Genomic DNA, 18,549 nt, shown 5'->3' with positions numbered 1-18,549 from the left:
AATTCGAAAGATATGTTTTAATTGAGCGTTCCGAAACAACCAACCATTAGCCCTATGGTTGAAAATATTTTAAGATTGATGATCTGCGCTATATTGAGTTCAAAGGAGCTATCAAAAGAAATTACTTACCCAAAGAGAGTTGAACCGTGGCCAGGCGAAGTAATCCAACAAAATCACTGATCTCCTTCTTCAAGGAGTTATTTGACCTCCATGAAGATAAAGAACGAGAGTCTACGACCATCAAGGAGATTTCAAAAGGAGTAGAATTCAAAGGGACCAACCTTTGGATCCTGATCTTCGCGATCTTTATTGCCTCCATTGGCCTGAATGTCAATTCCACGCCGGTAGTGATCGGTGCGATGTTGATTTCTCCTTTGATGGGTCCAATCATGGGGATTGGGCTTGGAGCTGGTATCAATGATTTTGACCTGATCAAAAAGGCCCTTCGTAATCTGGGCATTGCCGTCGCCATCAGTGTATTGACTTCTGCTCTATATTTTTGGATCACTCCGTTGCATGAAGCGCAATCTGAGTTATTGGCACGAACCTATCCTACTTTATGGGACGTACTGATTGCGTTTTTCGGAGGTTTGGCAGGCATTGTCGTGGGATCACGTAAAGAAAAATCTAATGCCATCCCGGGAGTGGCCATCGCCACGGCACTGATGCCACCTTTGTGCACGGCTGGTTATGGGTTAGCCAATTGGAACCTGGTGTATTTTGTTGGTGCCTTTTATCTCTTTTTCATCAACAGTGTTTTCATCACCGTCGCTACTTTCCTGATCGTCAGGTTCCTGAAATATCCACGGAAAAAGTTCGAAGACCCAGGAATGGAGGTCCGTGTAAAACGCTACATCAGCTTTTTTGTCATCATCACGATCATTCCAAGCGTGTACCTGGCCTATCACCTCGTACAAAGAACTTTGTTTGAGCAAAATGCCCGCTACTATATCTCAACTGCTTTTGATTTTGATGACACGGAAGTGATCCTTCAGGATTTTAATTACCATCCCAATGAGGCCAAAATCGAGGTGACCCTTTATGGAAAACCATTGGATCAAGACCAAATTGAGAACTTAAAAAAACAGCTTCCTGTGTTTAAATTGGAAGGTAGCGACCTGGTGATCCATCAAGGATATATTGACCCTGGTGCCAATGACAAAAAGTTTGAGATCATGTCTGACCAGATCAAGCTGGACATTGTGGAAGACCTTTACAGACAAAATCAGGAAGTCATTCAGTCGAAAGACCAGCAGATCGAGTTTCTGGAAAACGAACTAGTGAAATATCAATTGGCAGCTTATCCCGTCGAGGAAATCACAGAAGAACTGCAAATCCATTACGAGAGTCTTACCGATTTTGCCATGAGCAATGCCATTTGCAAGCGTCTGTCCAGTGCAAGGGTAGATACCGTCTGTATCGCCATGGCAGGCTTTACCAAACGACCTAAAAAGGGGGACTTGAAAAAGATTGAGCAGTGGCTCAAACTACGCGTTAAAGCAGATAGTGTGCGGGTGGTTCTATTGTAATTTTGGAGGCAAATACTTTTAGTATATTTAGCTCATGAAAACGATTAAAAAACCCAATCAACTAACCATCCTTATTCATTAGGCAAAGACTTATTCGGACCGGAAGGTAGCGCCAGTCCCAATGCATCTACGACTTATAAGAAGGCCTTCAGAATTTACTCCCAAAAGAATTAAAAAGAGTCAAGCGTATTTTCTGCAAATTATCCTCTAAAGGTTAAAATTTGGGTTTGACGTGTAATGCCACTCTGCTATAAAAACCACCTAATAGCATGATTTCGATTCCAAAACACGTCTTTCAGCGCGTCTGCGCGTCCTGCGTGGATCGATCATTCCAGAATTTTCTGGCTAAAAATTCCTAGGAGAACAGAAAATATCAGACACCCAGTCCGGAGAATATCTTAAACGCGCTGAGGAGAATCCCGGCGCTCCCCGGCCGGGACAAAATGCTCTCTTTGGAGAAGTGTTGAGTCCTTTTTTCGAGAATGACGTGTTTTAGAAACTCAGGTTAACATGGTTCACTGTCCCTTAGGCAGGAATTCCAGAACCAAGAAATCACTTTATTAGAGGTAGGGAGACCTAATAACGTAATCATTTTTGGATCATTGAAAAATGAAACTTCTCCCCGGAAATTCAGATTGATACAAAAAAAGGGATAGCCTTCGCCATCCCTCTTCCTTCTATTTTGAGCTTAACAAATCAATAATTCTTCATCAAGAACCACTTGGCCAGGGTCTTATAAGTCACTTTGCTTCCACTGGTCAGGATTCCTACGCGATAGATTCGTCCTGCCAACCATAGCGTGAATAAGAAACCGCCTACCAGCAAGATCATTGAAATGGCAATCTGCCATCCAGGCACTCCAAAAGGCACACGGGTCATCATCAAAATCGGACTGGTGAATGGGATCATAGAGAGCGTCACTGCTGCACCACCATCGGGGTTTTGTAAGACGACACTCACAAGCATGATACTCAGTATGATCGGAAGGGAAACCGGAAGCATGAATTGTTGTGCTTCCTGAATACTGTCGACAGCAGATCCAACTGCCGCGAATAATGCACCATACAACAAGAACCCGCCCAGGAAATAGAACAAGAACATGCCTATTATCTGAGCGACAGGCAGGCTATAAATAACGTCGAACATTTCCTTCACCATGTCAGGCATGTCAGGTTGCTCAACACCTGCATCATCGGCCATTGTTTTTGCCATCTCCATTTGCTCCTGCATCATGCCTTGCTGCGCAGTTTGTGGATCATAACCGAAAATGCTGGAAAGTGCAGTCGTGATCACAAATACAAGTGTGATCCATATCGCAAACTGAGTAAGCGCCACTGCTCCATTAGCCAAAACTTTACCTAACATCAATTGCGTTGGCTTTACAGAGGACACAATGATCTCAACGATCTTACTGGTCTTTTCATTCAACACGCTCTGCATGATGAAACTACCATATACAAAGACAAACATGTAGGTCAAAAAGGCCATGATGTAACCCAGAACCGAGGCTACTTTCGTATCAGACTCCTTGGATTCTCCTGTGTCAGTTACATTAAAAGTGGCAATAGAAACAGACGTCTTGATTTGTTCTATGATCGCTTTGTCAATGTTAAGTTCTTCCATTTTCAGGTCTTCCAGACGATCTCTGATCGGTCCTCTGAACTTACCAATGAAGTTAAATCCCGGATTGGTCTTGGAGTAAAACCCAATGCCTTCTGGATTATCCAGATCGAGTTTGGGAATGTGCAAAACCCCGTAATACTCGCCATCATTTAATGCTTCTTTGGCTTCCTCGATGGAACGATCGCTCATGTTTATTTCATATTCCGTGATGTTAAAGCCATCCGCAAACAGACCGCTTTCATCTACAATTTCGATCTTTCGCTCACCAGTGTCGTCCAACTTGGTAAGGAAAACAACGATCCCAATGAAGGCCGGAAAAATCAATGGCGTAAGTATGGTCGCCAACAGGAACGATTTCTTCTTAACTCGCTCCATGTACTCTCTTTCGAAGATGAATCGCGTGTTACTCATGATTCCCTCCTTCCTGTACTTTCATAATGAAGATGTCGTTCATGCTTGGAATTTTTTCTGTGAATGAATGTATTTCAGTCATTGGAAGCAATGCTTGTAATAAATCGTTGGGTGAACTGGCTTGTGGGATCTGAATCTCAGAATGGACCAAAGACCCGTTGTTACTGTCAGTACTCAGCAGTTCAAACCCTGCTGGCAGAGCTGTTAATGATTTCGTGTGTGCCACTTGAAACGTATTGTTTCGATAACTTTCTTTGATCTCCTCGTTAGACCCATCGAGGATCTTTTTCGAGTGATTGATCATGGCCACCGTATCACAGAGTTCTTCTACCGACTCCATTCGGTGCGTAGAGAAAATGATGGTCGCACCACGATCACGCAATTCCAGGATGTTTTCTTTGATCAGGTTTGCATTGACAGGGTCAAAACCCGAAAACGGTTCATCCAGGATGATCAGGTCCGGCTGATGAAGTACCGTCGCAATGAACTGGATCTTTTGACTCATTCCTTTCGAGAGGTCTTCCACTTTCTTGTTCCACCAGCCATCAATATTCAGTTTTCCAAACCAAAACTTGATTTGTTTTTTGGCTTCTGCTTTTGACAAGCCTTTCAATCCAGCAAGGAACAGCAACTGATCCCCGACCTTCATCTTTTTGTAAAGACCTCTTTCTTCAGGGAGGTAGCCAATCTTTCTTACGTCAGCCGGAGTAATTTCCTGCCCTCGGAGCTTAATGCTTCCCGAGTCACTGCTAATGATCTGTGTAATGATCCTAATCAGTGTTGTTTTGCCTGCGCCGTTTGGCCCTAACAGGCCAAAGACGGATTTTTCTGGTATGCCTAGACTTATATCCCGGAGCGCAACATGCCCGCTATAAGCCTTGCTTACATTTTGTATTTCAAGTAAATCCAAAGCGATGATGATTTAAGGTTGCTTTCAAATTTCAGGAAATTAGTATCACTTCCACATGGAATATTACAGTCTGTTGAAAAAAAATCTGAAAAACTTTGATTTACAGGTAGCTATCCACATTAATTTGATGGAATATATGACCGGAAGTCACGTTAATATTGCAAAGCTGTTTTGCCGACCAAATGAATATCGACAAGGAGACCTTAAAAAAAGTAGCTCACCTGGCACGTCTGGGGGTGGATCCATCCATGGAGAAGGAGATGCTTCAAGATATGGAAGAGATCCTGACCTGGGTTGAAAAACTGAAAGAAGTCGATACGGAAGGAGTAGCGCCATTGACCCAAATGTCTTTCGAGAAAAATGCAATGCGTCCCGATAAAGCGAAGCGTGAATTGTCGAAAGACGCGGGTTTGAAGAACGCGCCAGGACACGACGGCCATCATTTTCTAGTACCTAAAGTTCTTGATCAAAAAAAATGATCCAACCCTGGGAGGAAAAGATCAGAAAAGGATTCACTGCCTTATTGGTAGCGATGCTTGTCGGTTATTGTTTTTTTTACATTACCCGGCATCAGCATTTTCTCAGCTGGGACCTGACCAGTTCCGCACAGATCGATGACTTTGTGGCCGACACTTTTCAGAAAGGTCTCTTCAATTTTGAGCTAAAAGGCGTTCGATATACCCTGGAAGAAAATTTTGAAGGAAGTGAGGTCATTAAGAGTCCCATTGGCAACTGGACTTTTCTACTTTCCTGGTTAGGAATTGCCTATCTGTTGGCTTGCTTTACCTACCTAAAGCAATTTTGGTTCCTGGTTTCCAATGGTTTACTCATTCTATTTTTGTGGACACTAGACTTTGGAGTCCTGGAATTATTTGGCCTTCCAGCCAATTCTAAAGTCCTGCTAGGTCTCTCCATCCTGCTCTGCGTGGGGCCTGGATATGCCTTTCATACCTTTTTCAAAGAGACAAGGTTCTTGCTTCGCCTGGTCGCATTCATAGGATTGTTCTTGGTCCTGGGACTTCTATTAAATAGTCAGGCTGAATTTGCCATCGAATATCTCAAAGCCAATTCTGTCGCAGGGTTTTCCGTCGTTACGTTCTTTTTCGTGGCCTTCGTAGCAGAAGAGATCATCTTTTTGATCCTTTATGCAGTGACACAAGCAAGGGGCAAGGGAAATGAACGCCATTTCATCCTTGTCAGTATCATTTACCTGGGATTTGTCACCTTATATTTCCTCAAAAAGGCAGGCATTTATGCCAATACCCTCGCGTTCTTAAATCCTTATTTCCTGCTACCCGTCAGTGTGGCGGTTTCACTCTGGACCCTAAAATTCAAGCAAGAGTTTCTGGAAGAAAACCTCAGCATCAGCCTGGATATCCGACATTTTCTGATAGGATTTGGATTGACTGGTTTTGGCTTCTTGAGCACCTCCTTTATCGATGGTAATGATGCAGCCTATGAGTCCTTTCATTACCTGATCACCTACGCCCATCTTGGTCTTGGCGCTTTATTTTTCCTTTATATCATCATGAATTTCATCGATGCCTTGATCGGCGGACATGCTGTCTATCGCATCGTATACCGTGAGCGAAATTTCCCGTATGCTACAGCCAAGCTGGTAGGATTCATTGCTATTGCTGCATTCTTTTTCCTTGCCAATAAAGAACCTATGCGTCTGATCCAGGGAGCTCGGTACAATTACCTGGGGGACTATGAACGCTTGCTTAACAATGATGCATTGGCCGATCGCTACTACGAGCAAGGTGGCGTCTATGCCTACAATAACCACTATTCCAATTATCAATTGGGGTTGGCTGCCATGCTTTTGGGTAATACGGAAGGGGCAGTCTATCGCTTTGATCGGGCTACCCAACGATATCCAACGCCACAAGCCTATGTCAATGCTTCGGTCAATGTGAAAGAAAGCAGCTTGCCAAAAGCCATTAGCTACCTGCGGACCAGTGAACTGGATTTTGGGACCAAAGGAGAAGTCAATAATAACCTGGCAAATTTGCTCGTCACCAATGGTCGAATAGATGAAGCAAATCAATTGTTGACGGCAGCTCCGAGTACCGGCGACTGGAACATGGCAACGGAAGTAAACCGATGGAGACTACTGGCATCCGCCAATTCGCCCAATCCTGAGTCAGATTTTGAAAGCTACTCTTCGGCAAATCTGCCCGTTAAAGCCAATATGATTGGTTATCAACTGGCCAATGGGCTAATGCGATCACTGACTTTTGATACAACCGACCTTCAATCAAGTGCGAACCTCCATCACTTCGTCCTGTTGAATAATGCCTCCTATTTAGGAAATATTCACATTGATCCAGCCTATTATCAGACGGCCATCAGTGCGACTTACAATGGTGAACTACAGGAAAACCTCAAATTCGCAGACCTTTTTAACCGCTACCTGACCGGGGACATCAGCGGTGCCTATATGCGGGCAAGAGAAATGGAATTCTCAATTTCCGCCTTTCGAAAAGCAGAGTTACAAAATCTGATCGGCATGTTGTTGCTCGAGCAAGGCTTTCTGGACCTGGCTTTTACGTATTTCGAACAGGCAGCCGCTTCAGGATCTTCTTCTGGTGCGTTCAACGCTGCCATTGCTTTGACGGAAATGGGAAATTGGACGCTAGCTAAAGCCCAGTGGGAGCAACTGATAGCTGATGATCCAACCCTACAACCTTACTTTGATCAAATGCAGGAAGTTTTGGAATCCACAGCAACGATCACTTTCAATTACTTGTATTACCGATGGCAAGATTTCTCAGCAGAAGCACTGGTTGGACACCTTAAAGATTTGAACATCAAACCAGAATTCGTGGAGAACTTGTGGCTGAAAATAGAACATGAATTATTTGCCGCTCAGAACACAGAAGGCTACCAAAGCTATTATGAAGCATTTGAACCATTATTAGCTTCAGCCATGAAGGAGAGAGGGGCCATGGCTCTATCATATTTTAATGCCGAACTTCCTGTTGCTTCGGAAGACCCCAAAAATGCTTTCGATGAAATTAAGACCATCAATTTTGTCAATTACCTGGTTCAGACAGATACATTGGCAGCTTATCAAGCGGTAATTGATGCTTCCAATGTCCATGAAAACTCTTTGATCTATCAAGTAAGGTATGTAGAGTTAGCACTGGATCTGGGGGTACTTACTTATGCTGAAGAAGGATTAGCAAAATTGGCTGATACAAATCTTCCCAGGGCTACTCTCTTTGCATTGAGTAATAAATACAATCAAAGAAAGGCTGAGCTGCAGGCTGTGTTTGAATAGACTTTCTTTAGAAAATCGGTTAGATTTGATACAAAGCAACAAATATGAAAGGCATAATATTCTTGATTTTGGCACTGAATGTCAGTGTTCTTTCAGCGCAATCTAGCTTTCAAATCGGTATTCGCGGCGGATTGAATTATGTCAATAATATTTATAAAATCAACGACATAGGTGAGAGTGGAAATGAATACCGATTCGGTTATCATCTGGGCGTGCAGGGGAAATTTAAAGTGATGGATCGTTTCTTTTTCTCACCCGAGATTTCCTGGAACAACAAAGGGTATTATAATGCTGGCATTAATCAACTCGGAAACTTTAACGAGGCTTTTGCATTTATTCATTTTCTGGATGAGTCCAATACACATCTGAATTATGTTTCGCTACCGCTATTAGTGGAATTTCGTCCGGTATCTAAAATTGGCCTCCTATTAGGTCCGGAAATTAGTTACCTGATCTCGGCAAAGGCAAGTTTAATTTCCTCTGACACTGACGTAGACATGCTTGAATTATGGGAATCTGTAAATATTGTCAATCGTATAGATTTTGGTTTGACTGGCGGCGTTGAATATCGCTTATATGAGAACCTGACGCTGGGAATATGATATATTCATGGCTTTACCAGCTTATTTGAGGCCATTACTCAAAGAACCGGGTCAACGAGTGATCCTATTTTCACTTCAAGAGAGCCAAAAAACCAAAACCGAACTTTTCAGTTCTCAGTGACTTATTTCGTTTTTTAACCCTAGCGGGTAACCGAAAATTACAATCGTTGGTGCGAGCTTATAGCTCGTGCCATTTGTATCTCAAATAATGTCTAATTCCAGTAGGCCTTTTCCTCCGGAATAATCAATGGCACTACTGTACTTCCAATACTCTGGCTCCAAGACAAAACCTGCTACAACAGGATTCATATGCATATAATTGATCTTTTGATCAATTATATGCGGACTCCATAGTTCTATAGGATGATTGTGTTGTTGCCAGAACTGTCCATTTTGAACATTGCTATTCAGTTTTCTGGCTTGTGCCATCATCCTTAGCATCCATTCTTTTCTACTGTCCTTATTGTTTTGCTAAATGGCTCTCTGCATCTCTTTAGAAGTAAAAGTTTTGAAATCTCTGAATAGACCACCAGGATCTTCATTTTTGGATTTAAACACCATATGGATGTGACTCGGCATGATGCACCACGCGTACAATTCCAGCTCTTTGTTTTTTCGACACAAGCCTAAGCTCTCTACAACAGTGTGAAAGTATTGATCTCTTATGAAAACATCTATCCAGTAGACCGCAGCAATACTCACGAAGTATAGACCTTGTTTATTATGAAACTTGTATTTCCTACTCATATAATTGTTTTGTTGATGGACTAAGGAGACTTTGACAAAAGACGTCAGACACGAGGCAAAGCCTTGCGCTAACTTTATAAAATCAGCCTCTTCCTCGAGTTCACAAGTTGTTTTTTAATTGATGTTTTGTTCCTGCTTTCAACAGGTTAAGTAAAAACAGGTATTTCTACGCTAGAAAAGCAGAATGGGAACGAGCAACTACAACCTAATCTTATGATCTTTGGCAAAAACCTCGATGTTTTGTCTCAGGTTTTTGATCAGGTCTTCGGCCTGGATTTCAGTTTCTTCCAGCTCCTTGCAGCTATAATAGAGGTTGCCAAGGAAGTCCTTTAGTGCGGTGTTTTCCGTGGACATATATTTCATGTCCGATTGGAGATTGAAGAGTTGCCCCTGAACATCGTCCAGCAGCAACTCCAGTTTATCTATTCTATCTGATTCGTCCACGAATTACTTCGCGAAATTCAAAATGGTTTTCTCGATGATGTCGCAACACTCGTGCAATTGCTCTTCGGTCATGACCAAAGGAGGTGCGAATCTGATGATATTACCGTGCGTAGGCTTGGCCAATAAGCCATTTTCCTTCAAAGCAACACAGATGTCCCAGGCGGTAGAACTCTCTGGTGAATCGTTGATGATGATCGCATTGAGCAATCCTCTACCTCGCACTTTTGAAACCAAATCGGTCTTTTCGATCAGCAGGTTCATGCGATCACGGAACAACTCACCTAGGTTTCGTGCATTCTGTGTCAGGTTTTCATCATCCACCACTTCTAATGCCGCCATGGCCACCTTACTTCCCAGTGGATTTCCTCCATAGGTAGAACCGTGCTGACCGGGCTTGATGACGTCCATCACTTCATTGTCTGCCAACACAGCTGATACGGGATAGATTCCGCCGGATAGCGCCTTGCCAAGAATCAGCATGTCAGGCTTGGTGTAAGTTTCACCGCGCTCGCATTTGTTTTGGCAGTTACAATCGCCACAAATACGTAACAAACTTCCCGTTCTCGCAATACCCGTCTGGATCTCATCTGCAATGAACAAAGCCTCATGCTTCTCACAAAGTGCTTTGATTCCAGGAATGAAATCCGGATCCGGAACGTTTACACCGGCCTCTCCCTGAATGGGCTCAACCAGCACACCAGCAATATTATTTTCATGCAACGCCTCATCCAATGCTTCCAGATCATTATAAGGCACTTTGATGAAACCTTCTGTGTAAGGGCCGAAATTCTTTCGAGCATCTTCGTCGTTGGAGAAGGAAATAATGGTCGTCGTTCGACCATGGAAATTACCTTCAAAGACGATGATCTGTGCTTCGTTCTCTTCAATTCCTTTCTTTTCGTAAGCCCACTTACGGCAAAGTTTGATGGCAGTTTCCACACCTTCCGCACCGGTGTTCATCGGCAATACTTTGTCAAACCCAAAATATTCGGTCATAAACTGCTCATATTGCCCCAGCACATCACTGTGAAAGGCCCGTGATGTCAAGGCTAGTGTCTCCGCCTGATTGGTCAGTGCAGAAACGATCTTTGGATGACAATGCCCCTGATTGACGGCACTATAAGCAGAAAGGAAGTCATAATACTGTTTTCCTTCTACGTCCCAAACGTAAACGCCTTCACCTCTGGACAACACAACCGGAAGGGGATGATAGTTGTGTGCTCCATGCTTTTCCTCCAAAGCGATGAGGTCCTGGCTGGTCAATGTTGAAGTTGACATAATATCTTCTTTTTTAGGAACTAAATAAGATCTTTGCCCGCTATTAATTTGAAAGCAAACCGCAAAGTTAGCAGGATTAGCCGGAGAAGTCGATGAACAAGCGTGCGAAAAAAGAAGAGATCAAACTAGAGCCCTCAGACTATTATTTCAATGAGCAGGGCTTAATGGTGTTTAATGCGTCCTATCATAAGAAAAGAGGCTATTGTTGCAAAAACGGCTGCCTTCATTGTCCCTACGGATTTAAGAAAAATTAGTCGAGAGGTTTAATACATTATCTCTGCTGACCTCAGCAGGAGCATTCACAATCAAAGTATTTCCACGACGCTCAGGTTGTGTTTCAAGTTCCAGGTGTCCTTGGATCAAATTGGTTCGTGTGTTGAGATTTTTCCAGCCATTTCCTTTTCCGGAAAGGAGCAAGTTTTTGTTGAACCCTTTTCCATCATCTTCAATCATTAAGGTGATTTCTTCCTCATCTTTAGTGATTTGCAGCGTGATCTTTTTTGCATCTGAGTATTTCAAAATGTTGTTGATCCACTCCTGCGATATACGGAAGAGTGAAATCTCCTGGATCTCTGAGATTCGTTCTTCGAGCCCAAAAACATTTAGTTCTACATGAAGTGCTTCTGAAGATGAATTGACACGTTGGATAAATTCTTCCAACGCACTTGCCAATCCACCTCTGATTAAGGTCTGAGGCATCAGGTCAAAGCAAATATTTTTTAATTCACCGTACATATCTTCGATGATTTTCTCGGAGGCTTCAAATACTTGTTGCCGTTCGTCTGGTTTGGCGCCACTTTTCAGATTAGCCAGATTCATGTTTAATATGGAAATCATTTGGCCGAATCCGTCATGCAGGTCCCGGGCGTATCGAGACCGTTCTTTTTCCTGAGAGGAAATGGTTGCGTTTATTTCGGCTTCCCTTGATTTGAGCTTTTCCTTTTGGAGGGTCAATTGTTGCTTTTTGCGTGTTTTATTCTGCCAAAGCAATAAAATGATCAGCAGGAGGCCTAGTGCAAAAACTGAAGCAATGAATAAAATTCGATTTTGAAGTAACGCTGCTTCTTGGGAAGTTAAAACGACCTCTTGTTGTGCAATTTGCTTTTCCTTCTTTTCTGTTTCGTATTTTGTTTCCATTTCCAGTAAAGCTTTGCTTCTTTCCACATTGAAAATACTGTCGCTAAAAACCCGGTTTTTTGAAAGGCTCTCGTAGGCTTTTTCGTAATTCTTGAGTTTTATATGAGACTGCTGTAACATGTCATAGCTGAATCGAATCAAGTCCGTATACCCGATTTCACTGGCGAGTTCGATCGTTTGCTCAAAGTATGGAATGGCTTGCTTATAGTTGCCCGTTTGAAAATAGTTTTCTCCTTTGATCACCGTATTGATTGCTACGCCATTTCGATCTCCAATAGCCTCTCTGATTTTTGTGGATTCTTCAACCAGTCGGATGGCTTCGGGGAGGTTGCCTTTGTGAAGCTGATATTCTGCCAGGTCCAGATAAACATATCCGAGACCAACGCTATCATTTTGTTTTACTCGAATATCAAACACTCGTTTGAAAACTGGATAAGCTTCCTCATACTTCCCTTGGCGAGTTAGAAAAGCAGCTCTATTTCCCAAACTAGTTCCTAACGCTTCAAGGTCATCGGAATCTTCAGCTTCTTTTTCACTGGATGCCAACAGTGCTATTGCCTTTTCCAACTGCCCATTTTTATGGAAATAAACCGCCATTTCATTATGCGTTCTGGCCAGTCCACTGGTGTTGTTTAAAGAATCGAATGTTTTCTCAGCGTATTGATACGAAGAGATTGCTTTTTCATAATCACCTCTCAAGAAATTGATCACGCCATTATACAAACTAGCGTAAGCCGCTTTTTCAACCCATCCATTTTCCAGGCTGATACTTTTGGCCTCATGGGTTAATAGGATGGCACTATCAAAGTTGGTGCTATAGAGTTGATAATAATTTTCATTAACATAATCTACAAACTCCTGACCCGTCAGATTAGCAGCTTTTTGAAATGGACTTTGACTTATCGCGTCAAAAAAGATCACGACTAAAACAAGAAGAACAAGTTGATACTTTTTCATGTGGGACCTTTTTACATCCTTAAAAATAACTGACTGTTACTGGTGATGTGAGTCTGATCTGCAAAATCTTTAGCTAAGTAGATTGTATAAGTTTTTCATGATGAGCAGTACAAAAAGATGAAGTGGATAGAAGACATAAAAAACAGATCGTTTTACGGTGATTCTTAAGTTGATGTGTATGTACAATAACGGGATACTTAGTAATCCAAACACATTGAGACTGGGGTTAGGCTCAATGACGAGTTCCTGATGGAGCATAAGATGCTGTAAAATCTCAGTTATATTGATGAATAGTTGCGAAACAAAGAGCACAATAAGCCATATAATGGACCATGTTCTTGATTTTCTAAAGACATAGATCAAGTCAATCAATACAATGCCTGCAACACCGTAATCTATTTTAAGAAATATGGGCACAAGATGGGCGATGGCAACTAAGACCCATTGTTTACTTCGAATTCCATGAATTGAAAACAGCCCTAAAATTAGGGTAAAGAATATGTTCAGATCGGACCAGGGATACCCAAATAACCATGTATATATCGGCTGTGAAATCACTGAAAAAGTAAAAAGACGCAAAAAGTATCTTGATAAATCTTTGGTCCTTAAAAATCCAATGACCAGGCAGTAAGCGAATATGGGAAAGGTAATTCTGCCGATCAATTGAAACCAAATGTTATCCTCATAAAATACCTTTCCAAAGTGGTCAATTACCATCGTAATAATTCCAATGAGCTTGAGGAAATCGGTATTTAAATTCCCAGAGGTTTCATTCATGTAGATGTTATTTTCTTTATTTTTATTAATTAAAGTAACAATTAGCATGAAAAAATTAGTCGGATTTATTGTATTAGTTTGTTTCCTGATCGGAGCAAGTGTCGGTGGAGATGTAAGGATATCAGCCAAGTCTTCATCAGTGGCAGGTACTGAAGAAGTCACCAGTGATCCAACCTGGTGGGATGATGTTTGCAGCTGGGTAAAAGGATTGTTTTAATCGCAACGCCCACCTGATCATATCAAAGCGCAATTAAACTCCAAGAAGTGCTTATCTAAATTCCAGAAACTCAAGGATTACAGAGAAGCGCTTTATTCATGAAGATCTCTCAAAGAAGATGGGCGTAGATTCTCAACAAGTAACTTTGTGCCTAAGTTGCGGACTTTGTTGTAATGGGGCCATCTTCTCTGTTATCTCCCGAGAGGCTGAGTCGTTTGAAATAACAGCTGATGAATTGATTCACAATGACGCTCAGGCTTTCAGGCTTCCATGCGTTCACCATATCGGGAACAAATGTAGCATTTACAACACGCCGGATAAACCTCACGTCTGTACGAAATTCAAGTGCCGATTAGTTACTCAATTGGATGCAGGGTTGACGTCTCTGGAGGAATGTTTAATACACGTCAAAGAGGCCCAGTCTTGCGTAGAAGAAATCAAAGTGATGCTCAAGGATCAGGGCAAATTTGACAAGAAAATCAGTCTCGAGCTAAATGTCAATGTGCTGCATCAGCGATCCTTAAAGCTGAATTCTAATGGTCAGGCCACCTTACCTTTATTGAAGCACATTGCTTTGAAATTATATTTCAGGAGATATTTTGGTGTGTTTGAAAAACAACGAAAAACCGTCAGTTGGACTCGTGACTTATGGTTAAGCCTCAAGCTTAAGTATTATCAGACCCTGATATCATTTATTCAAAAGCCCGCTTAAGTTATAGGTCATGCCAGTATAGGGTCTGATCTAACGACCCCTACGCAGGAAGTACCTGCTTGATACTATCGATTTCTTTTTGTTGAGCAATCACCGTGGCGCACAGGACCAAACTCAATATCGTGCAGATGGCGATATTCATGGCGGGTGAATGGTACAAACATCAGATCTAATCTTTTTGCTACCATGATCTCGTAAATGCCTGAAAAAGATGGCGATGAATAGTTCCATTGATACACTTCTACCCAAAACCGATATTTTGAAATGGCGTGAGGTATATAGTCTTGCGCTATTAAATGCCGCAGTAGTCATTAGCTGGATTGCCTATCACGAGTACCAACCAGTCCTGATGGAAAAAATGGAGATCACACACCTCTTGGATTTTCTGGTGATTTCCAAAGCGATCATTCTTGTGATTATACCTCCATTTGCCGGATGGCTTTCTGATTATGTCCTGAGAAGAAATGGAAAATACTTGATTGTCTTCACGATTGGGGTGGGAGCTACGGCGATGATTTTCATGGTCGTGGCCACGTTGATCAGCACCCACCACCTGATGGACATCAAAACGCTGTTACCTTTTATGATCGTGCTTTGGTTGATATCGATGAATTTATTCATCAGCCCAGCCAATTCAATGATTGAGGCATTCGCACCTGCCCAAAAACTACCCATCGTCATGGGCTTTTTGTTCCTGATCACCGAATTGCTGTATGCGCTGGAACCTGTTATCGTCGGCTTAGTCTCGTTTTTCGGCGATACTTTAACCTTCGTAGTAGGTGGGGTCCTTATCGCCGGAGCGGGGATTGTATTTCATATCGTTTCTTCTGATGAAGTCCTTCAAAGGAAACAAGAGCTTTTGGCTACGCATGACGGGAAAAGACAAACCTATTTGTCTTACCTGGCCATTCTGGTCATTGGACTAGTCCTTGGCATGGCCAAGGCATTTCTGATTGAATTTGTCCCTGAAATTATGGAAAAGCGTCATCCTGAATTGGGAAATTGGGGGCAGTACATATCATTTGGATTGTTAGGGATCTCTGCATTTATTGGATTCGCCATTGCAAAATATGTCAGTTCCAAGCCATTGGGTACAGTCATTGTGATCAGCTTTTGCAGCCTCTTCGCAGGGTTGCTGACGTTGATTCTCACCGACAATTTAATATTCATGGTTCTTGGAGGATTCGTCACCGCTTGTTCTTTTTCATTTATCAATGTGAGCGGACTCCCTTTCGTGATCCGTCACTTGACCGTTCACCATATCACGTATGGCGTAGGCATATACATCGGTGCGAGCGAGATCATCACTGGTATTTTTGAATATTTATTTCGCTAAGTCTTTGACTCCTCATTATCTTGACAATCAATTGGTTAAAATTGATAAGAGGGTGTCAAAAATTGATTCCGAAAATGAGGACGATTCTGCGGAAGGCAAGCTAAAGCGGCTAAGCAGAGCAATTTCGCTATCCAGTCTGGGTATTTGGGAATATGACATTAAAGCCAATCAAGTCTGGTGGTCTGAAGAAGTGTACAATATTTATGACATGGATCTTCAAAGTGACGTTCCTACACTGGACAAAGTATTTGATCATGCGACACCCGAAGAAAAAGAAGAAATTGAGTCCATTATCAATCAGGCCATAGCTACGGGTAAGGAATATGTGGTGGATTGTCGTATCAAGACCAAGCTTGGAAAATACAAGTATGTAAATGCCATTGGGAAGCCTCACTATGATTCGACTGGAGAGTTGACACATTTGTTCGGGACCGTGATGGATATTACGGATCGGCGCGAAAAGCAACAACAATTTCGATTTGCCGATTTTACTTTAAAAAGCGTTTCGGATGGCATCTATTGGATCGATGCAAACGCAAAATTCATTCAGGCCAATCCTGGAGCAGCTAATATGTTGGGCTATGAAATTGATGAATTAGCTGGTCTTTCCGGCAAGGATATCAATCCTGATTTTAACGAACAGAAATCAAAAGAGTACTGGAAAATCACCAAGGAAAAAGGGACTTTCACGTTTGAAACAGAACACCGGCGAAAAAATGGAGAAATGGTCCCGGTTGAAATCACCAATAATGTTTTCAATTTCGAAGGTCAGGAATATCGGGTTTCCATTGTTCGAGACATCACTGAACGAAAAAAGCGTGAAAAAGAGATCCTGGAATCACTGGAAGAAGTAAGACAACTCCGGGATCAATTGCAGCAAGAAAACATTTATCTGAGAAAAGAGGTCAAAATAGATTTTGATGTCGCTAACATCATTACCGAAAACCCGCAACTGCAGGAAGTCCTGTTGCAGGCCAGGCAAGTAAGCGAAACAGATGCGACTGTGCTGATTACAGGTGAATCCGGTACAGGTAAAGAACTCATGGCCCGTGCAATCCATAACCTGAGCAATCGACGATCAAGAGCGATGATCAAAGTGAATTGTGCCTCATTGCCGGAAAGTTTGATCGAAAGCGAGCTGTTTGGTCATGAAAAAGGATCTTTTACCGGTGCTTTACAACAAAAAATGGGTCGTTTCGAACTCGCCAACGGAGGAACATTATTTCTGGATGAAATAGGAGAATTACCCCCTTCGATACAAGTGAAATTGCTACGTGTCCTCCAGGAACGTGAATTCGAACGTGTAGGTGGAACAACCACCGTCAAGGTGGATGTCCGGATCATTGCTGCGACTAACAAGAACCTGGAAGAGGAAGTGGCAGAAGGGAAATTTCGGGAAGACCTCTACTATCGGATCAATGTTTTTCCCTTGCCAACCATCGCACTTAGGGATCGACCAGAAGATATACCCCCGTTAGTCCGATATTTCATCGACAAATACTCGCGCAAATCAGGAAAGGAGATTGATCGCATTTCTAAAAAAGCCATGGAAGCCTTGCAGCAATATACATGGCCAGGTAATGTGCGTGAATTAGAAAATATCATGGAGCGAGCAGTCATCCTATCAACTGGAAAAGTGATTGATGCGGGCGCATGGTTACCTAAATCGAAAATGATCCCTTCGAGGCAAGTGAAATCATTGGAACAAATGGAGAAGGATTACCTGAAGGAAATTCTTGAAATGACACATGGTAAAATCAGTGGCCCAGATGGGGCTGCCAAACTGCTTGAGGTCAATCAGAATACGCTTTACTCCAGGTTAAAAAAGCATGGGATGCTTCCATAATCGTTTTTGATATGTCAAAAATTATTGATATGTCAAAAATGAATGGCCGTTATCATAAACGTAATTATAGAAATTAAATAACTGAATATGAGGTAGTTAGATCATGTATTTCAACTAAATCCCCTCCTTGGCACAAAGTATTCAATAAGGATGCCAAAAAAGAATACTTATGCCAATCGCTGCCACGAAAAGAGATAGAGATGCAGACCTGTTAGGTTCAATTGCGGAAGGTGATACGGATGCCTTTGCCAATTTATACTCAGATTATTCGAAAGCCCTCTTTGGGTCCATCTATAAAGTGATCGGAGATCGGCTTTTAGCTGAAGAGATCTTACAAGATACCTTTATGAAGATCTGGATGAATATTCATCGATATGATCCAAAGAAAGGAGCGCTGTACACCTGGATGTTCAACATTGCTCGAAACCTGACCATAGACCGGATGAGATCCTCAGAATATTTCAAAAGGTCTGTCACCAGTACTTTCGAACAAGAAGATGAACAGATGGACAATCGACTGGGCGGAGAAGAGATGCACTTATTCACCAATGACATACTCAATCAGCTCCCGGAAACGCAATCCATGGTTTTGGACTTGATGTACTTTCAGGGATTTACCAGCGAAGATATTTCCAAAGAGTTTGCCATCCCATTGGGTACGGTCAAATCTCGGATCCGAGGCGGGCTTATCAAGTTAAGAAAACTTTATGGTATCCTTTAAATCCAATGGCTGATCA

18 protein-coding genes are annotated in these 18,549 nt (G+C 42.3%); 10 read left to right on the top strand and 8 right to left on the bottom strand.

What is annotated here, in order from left to right:
• Nucleotides 1-146 precede the first annotated feature (146 nt).
• The gene (locus R8G66_27140; protein ID MDW3196077.1) at nucleotides 147-1,529 is read left to right on the top strand and encodes a DUF389 domain-containing protein; all 1,383 of its coding nucleotides are present in this window, start codon (nucleotides 147-149) and stop codon (nucleotides 1,527-1,529) included.
• A gap of 696 nt (nucleotides 1,530-2,225) precedes the next feature.
• Here R8G66_27140 and R8G66_27135 read toward each other — a convergent pair.
• Together R8G66_27135 and R8G66_27130 are read right to left on the bottom strand one after the other, a co-directional pair.
• Entirely contained in the window at nucleotides 2,226-3,563 is a 1,338-nt protein-coding gene (locus R8G66_27135; GenBank protein MDW3196076.1) for an ABC transporter permease, read from the bottom strand.
• The gene (locus R8G66_27130; GenBank protein MDW3196075.1) at nucleotides 3,556-4,473 is read right to left on the bottom strand and encodes an ATP-binding cassette domain-containing protein; all 918 of its coding nucleotides are present in this window, start codon (nucleotides 4,471-4,473) and stop codon (nucleotides 3,556-3,558) included. The genes R8G66_27135 and R8G66_27130 overlap by 8 nt, the downstream gene beginning before the upstream one ends.
• 182 nt (nucleotides 4,474-4,655) lie before the next feature.
• On the opposite strand from R8G66_27130, the gene gatC reads away from it, so the two are divergent.
• From gatC to R8G66_27115, 3 genes are read left to right on the top strand one after another with little or no spacing between them, the layout of a single operon-like run.
• On the top strand, nucleotides 4,656-4,952 hold the full coding sequence (gene gatC, locus R8G66_27125) for an Asp-tRNA(Asn)/Glu-tRNA(Gln) amidotransferase subunit GatC (protein ID MDW3196074.1): 297 nt from the start codon (nucleotides 4,656-4,658) through the stop codon (nucleotides 4,950-4,952).
• Nucleotides 4,949-7,759 (top strand): hypothetical protein, encoded by a 2,811-nt coding sequence (locus R8G66_27120; protein ID MDW3196073.1) that lies wholly within the window; start codon nucleotides 4,949-4,951, stop codon nucleotides 7,757-7,759. The genes gatC and R8G66_27120 overlap by 4 nt, the downstream gene beginning before the upstream one ends.
• A gap of 44 nt (nucleotides 7,760-7,803) precedes the next feature.
• Nucleotides 7,804-8,361: a porin family protein gene (locus tag R8G66_27115; GenBank protein MDW3196072.1), complete on the top strand. Its 558-nt coding sequence runs from the start codon at nucleotides 7,804-7,806 to the stop codon at nucleotides 8,359-8,361.
• A 201-nt stretch (nucleotides 8,362-8,562) separates the two neighbouring features.
• On the opposite strand, the gene R8G66_27110 is transcribed toward R8G66_27115, so the two are convergent.
• The 4 genes from R8G66_27110 to rocD form a co-directional block, all read right to left on the bottom strand.
• Nucleotides 8,563-8,793, bottom strand: coding sequence for a hypothetical protein (locus R8G66_27110; GenBank protein ID MDW3196071.1), 231 nt, complete (start codon nucleotides 8,791-8,793; stop codon nucleotides 8,563-8,565).
• A gap of 39 nt (nucleotides 8,794-8,832) precedes the next feature.
• Complete coding sequence (locus R8G66_27105; GenBank protein MDW3196070.1) at nucleotides 8,833-9,108, bottom strand: transposase; 276 nt, start codon at nucleotides 9,106-9,108, stop codon at nucleotides 8,833-8,835.
• A gap of 198 nt (nucleotides 9,109-9,306) precedes the next feature.
• On the bottom strand, nucleotides 9,307-9,552 hold the full coding sequence (locus R8G66_27100; GenBank protein MDW3196069.1) for a hypothetical protein: 246 nt from the start codon (nucleotides 9,550-9,552) through the stop codon (nucleotides 9,307-9,309).
• Between the two features lie 3 nt (nucleotides 9,553-9,555).
• Complete coding sequence (gene rocD / locus R8G66_27095; GenBank protein MDW3196068.1) at nucleotides 9,556-10,830, bottom strand: ornithine--oxo-acid transaminase; 1,275 nt, start codon at nucleotides 10,828-10,830, stop codon at nucleotides 9,556-9,558.
• Nucleotides 10,831-10,922: 92 nt separating this feature from the next.
• On the opposite strand from rocD, the gene R8G66_27090 reads away from it, so the two are divergent.
• Nucleotides 10,923-11,084 (top strand): DUF5522 domain-containing protein, encoded by a 162-nt coding sequence (locus R8G66_27090; protein ID MDW3196067.1) that lies wholly within the window; start codon nucleotides 10,923-10,925, stop codon nucleotides 11,082-11,084.
• On the opposite strand, the gene R8G66_27085 is transcribed toward R8G66_27090, so the two are convergent.
• Both R8G66_27085 and R8G66_27080 read right to left on the bottom strand, forming a co-directional pair.
• Nucleotides 11,071-12,924 (bottom strand): tetratricopeptide repeat protein, encoded by a 1,854-nt coding sequence (locus R8G66_27085; GenBank protein MDW3196066.1) that lies wholly within the window; start codon nucleotides 12,922-12,924, stop codon nucleotides 11,071-11,073. The genes R8G66_27090 and R8G66_27085 overlap by 14 nt on opposite strands.
• Before the next feature lie 69 nt (nucleotides 12,925-12,993).
• A complete protein-coding gene (locus R8G66_27080) occupies nucleotides 12,994-13,701 on the bottom strand; it encodes a TraX family protein (GenBank protein ID MDW3196065.1) in 708 nt (235 codons plus the stop codon).
• 46 nt (nucleotides 13,702-13,747) lie between these two features.
• On the opposite strand from R8G66_27080, the gene R8G66_27075 reads away from it, so the two are divergent.
• The 5 genes from R8G66_27075 (at nucleotide 13,748) to R8G66_27055 (ending at nucleotide 18,533) form a co-directional block, all read left to right on the top strand.
• The gene (locus R8G66_27075; GenBank protein ID MDW3196064.1) at nucleotides 13,748-13,918 is read left to right on the top strand and encodes a hypothetical protein; all 171 of its coding nucleotides are present in this window, start codon (nucleotides 13,748-13,750) and stop codon (nucleotides 13,916-13,918) included.
• 118 nt (nucleotides 13,919-14,036) lie between these two features.
• A complete protein-coding gene (locus R8G66_27070; protein MDW3196063.1) occupies nucleotides 14,037-14,630 on the top strand; it encodes a hypothetical protein in 594 nt (197 codons plus the stop codon).
• A 217-nt stretch (nucleotides 14,631-14,847) separates the two neighbouring features.
• Nucleotides 14,848-15,966 (top strand): hypothetical protein, encoded by a 1,119-nt coding sequence (locus tag R8G66_27065; GenBank protein MDW3196062.1) that lies wholly within the window; start codon nucleotides 14,848-14,850, stop codon nucleotides 15,964-15,966.
• A gap of 52 nt (nucleotides 15,967-16,018) precedes the next feature.
• Nucleotides 16,019-17,812, top strand: coding sequence for a sigma 54-interacting transcriptional regulator (locus R8G66_27060; GenBank protein MDW3196061.1), 1,794 nt, complete (start codon nucleotides 16,019-16,021; stop codon nucleotides 17,810-17,812).
• A 169-nt stretch (nucleotides 17,813-17,981) separates the two neighbouring features.
• Nucleotides 17,982-18,533: a sigma-70 family RNA polymerase sigma factor gene (locus R8G66_27055; protein ID MDW3196060.1), complete on the top strand. Its 552-nt coding sequence runs from the start codon at nucleotides 17,982-17,984 to the stop codon at nucleotides 18,531-18,533.
• Nucleotides 18,534-18,549: the final 16 nt, after the last annotated feature.

The sequence above is a fragment of the Cytophagales bacterium genome (assembly GCA_033344775.1).
Classification (GTDB): domain Bacteria; phylum Bacteroidota; class Bacteroidia; order Cytophagales; family Cyclobacteriaceae; genus JAWPMT01.
Note: the sequence above shows the minus strand (reverse complement) of the source record. Positions and strands in the feature narration are given on the sequence as shown.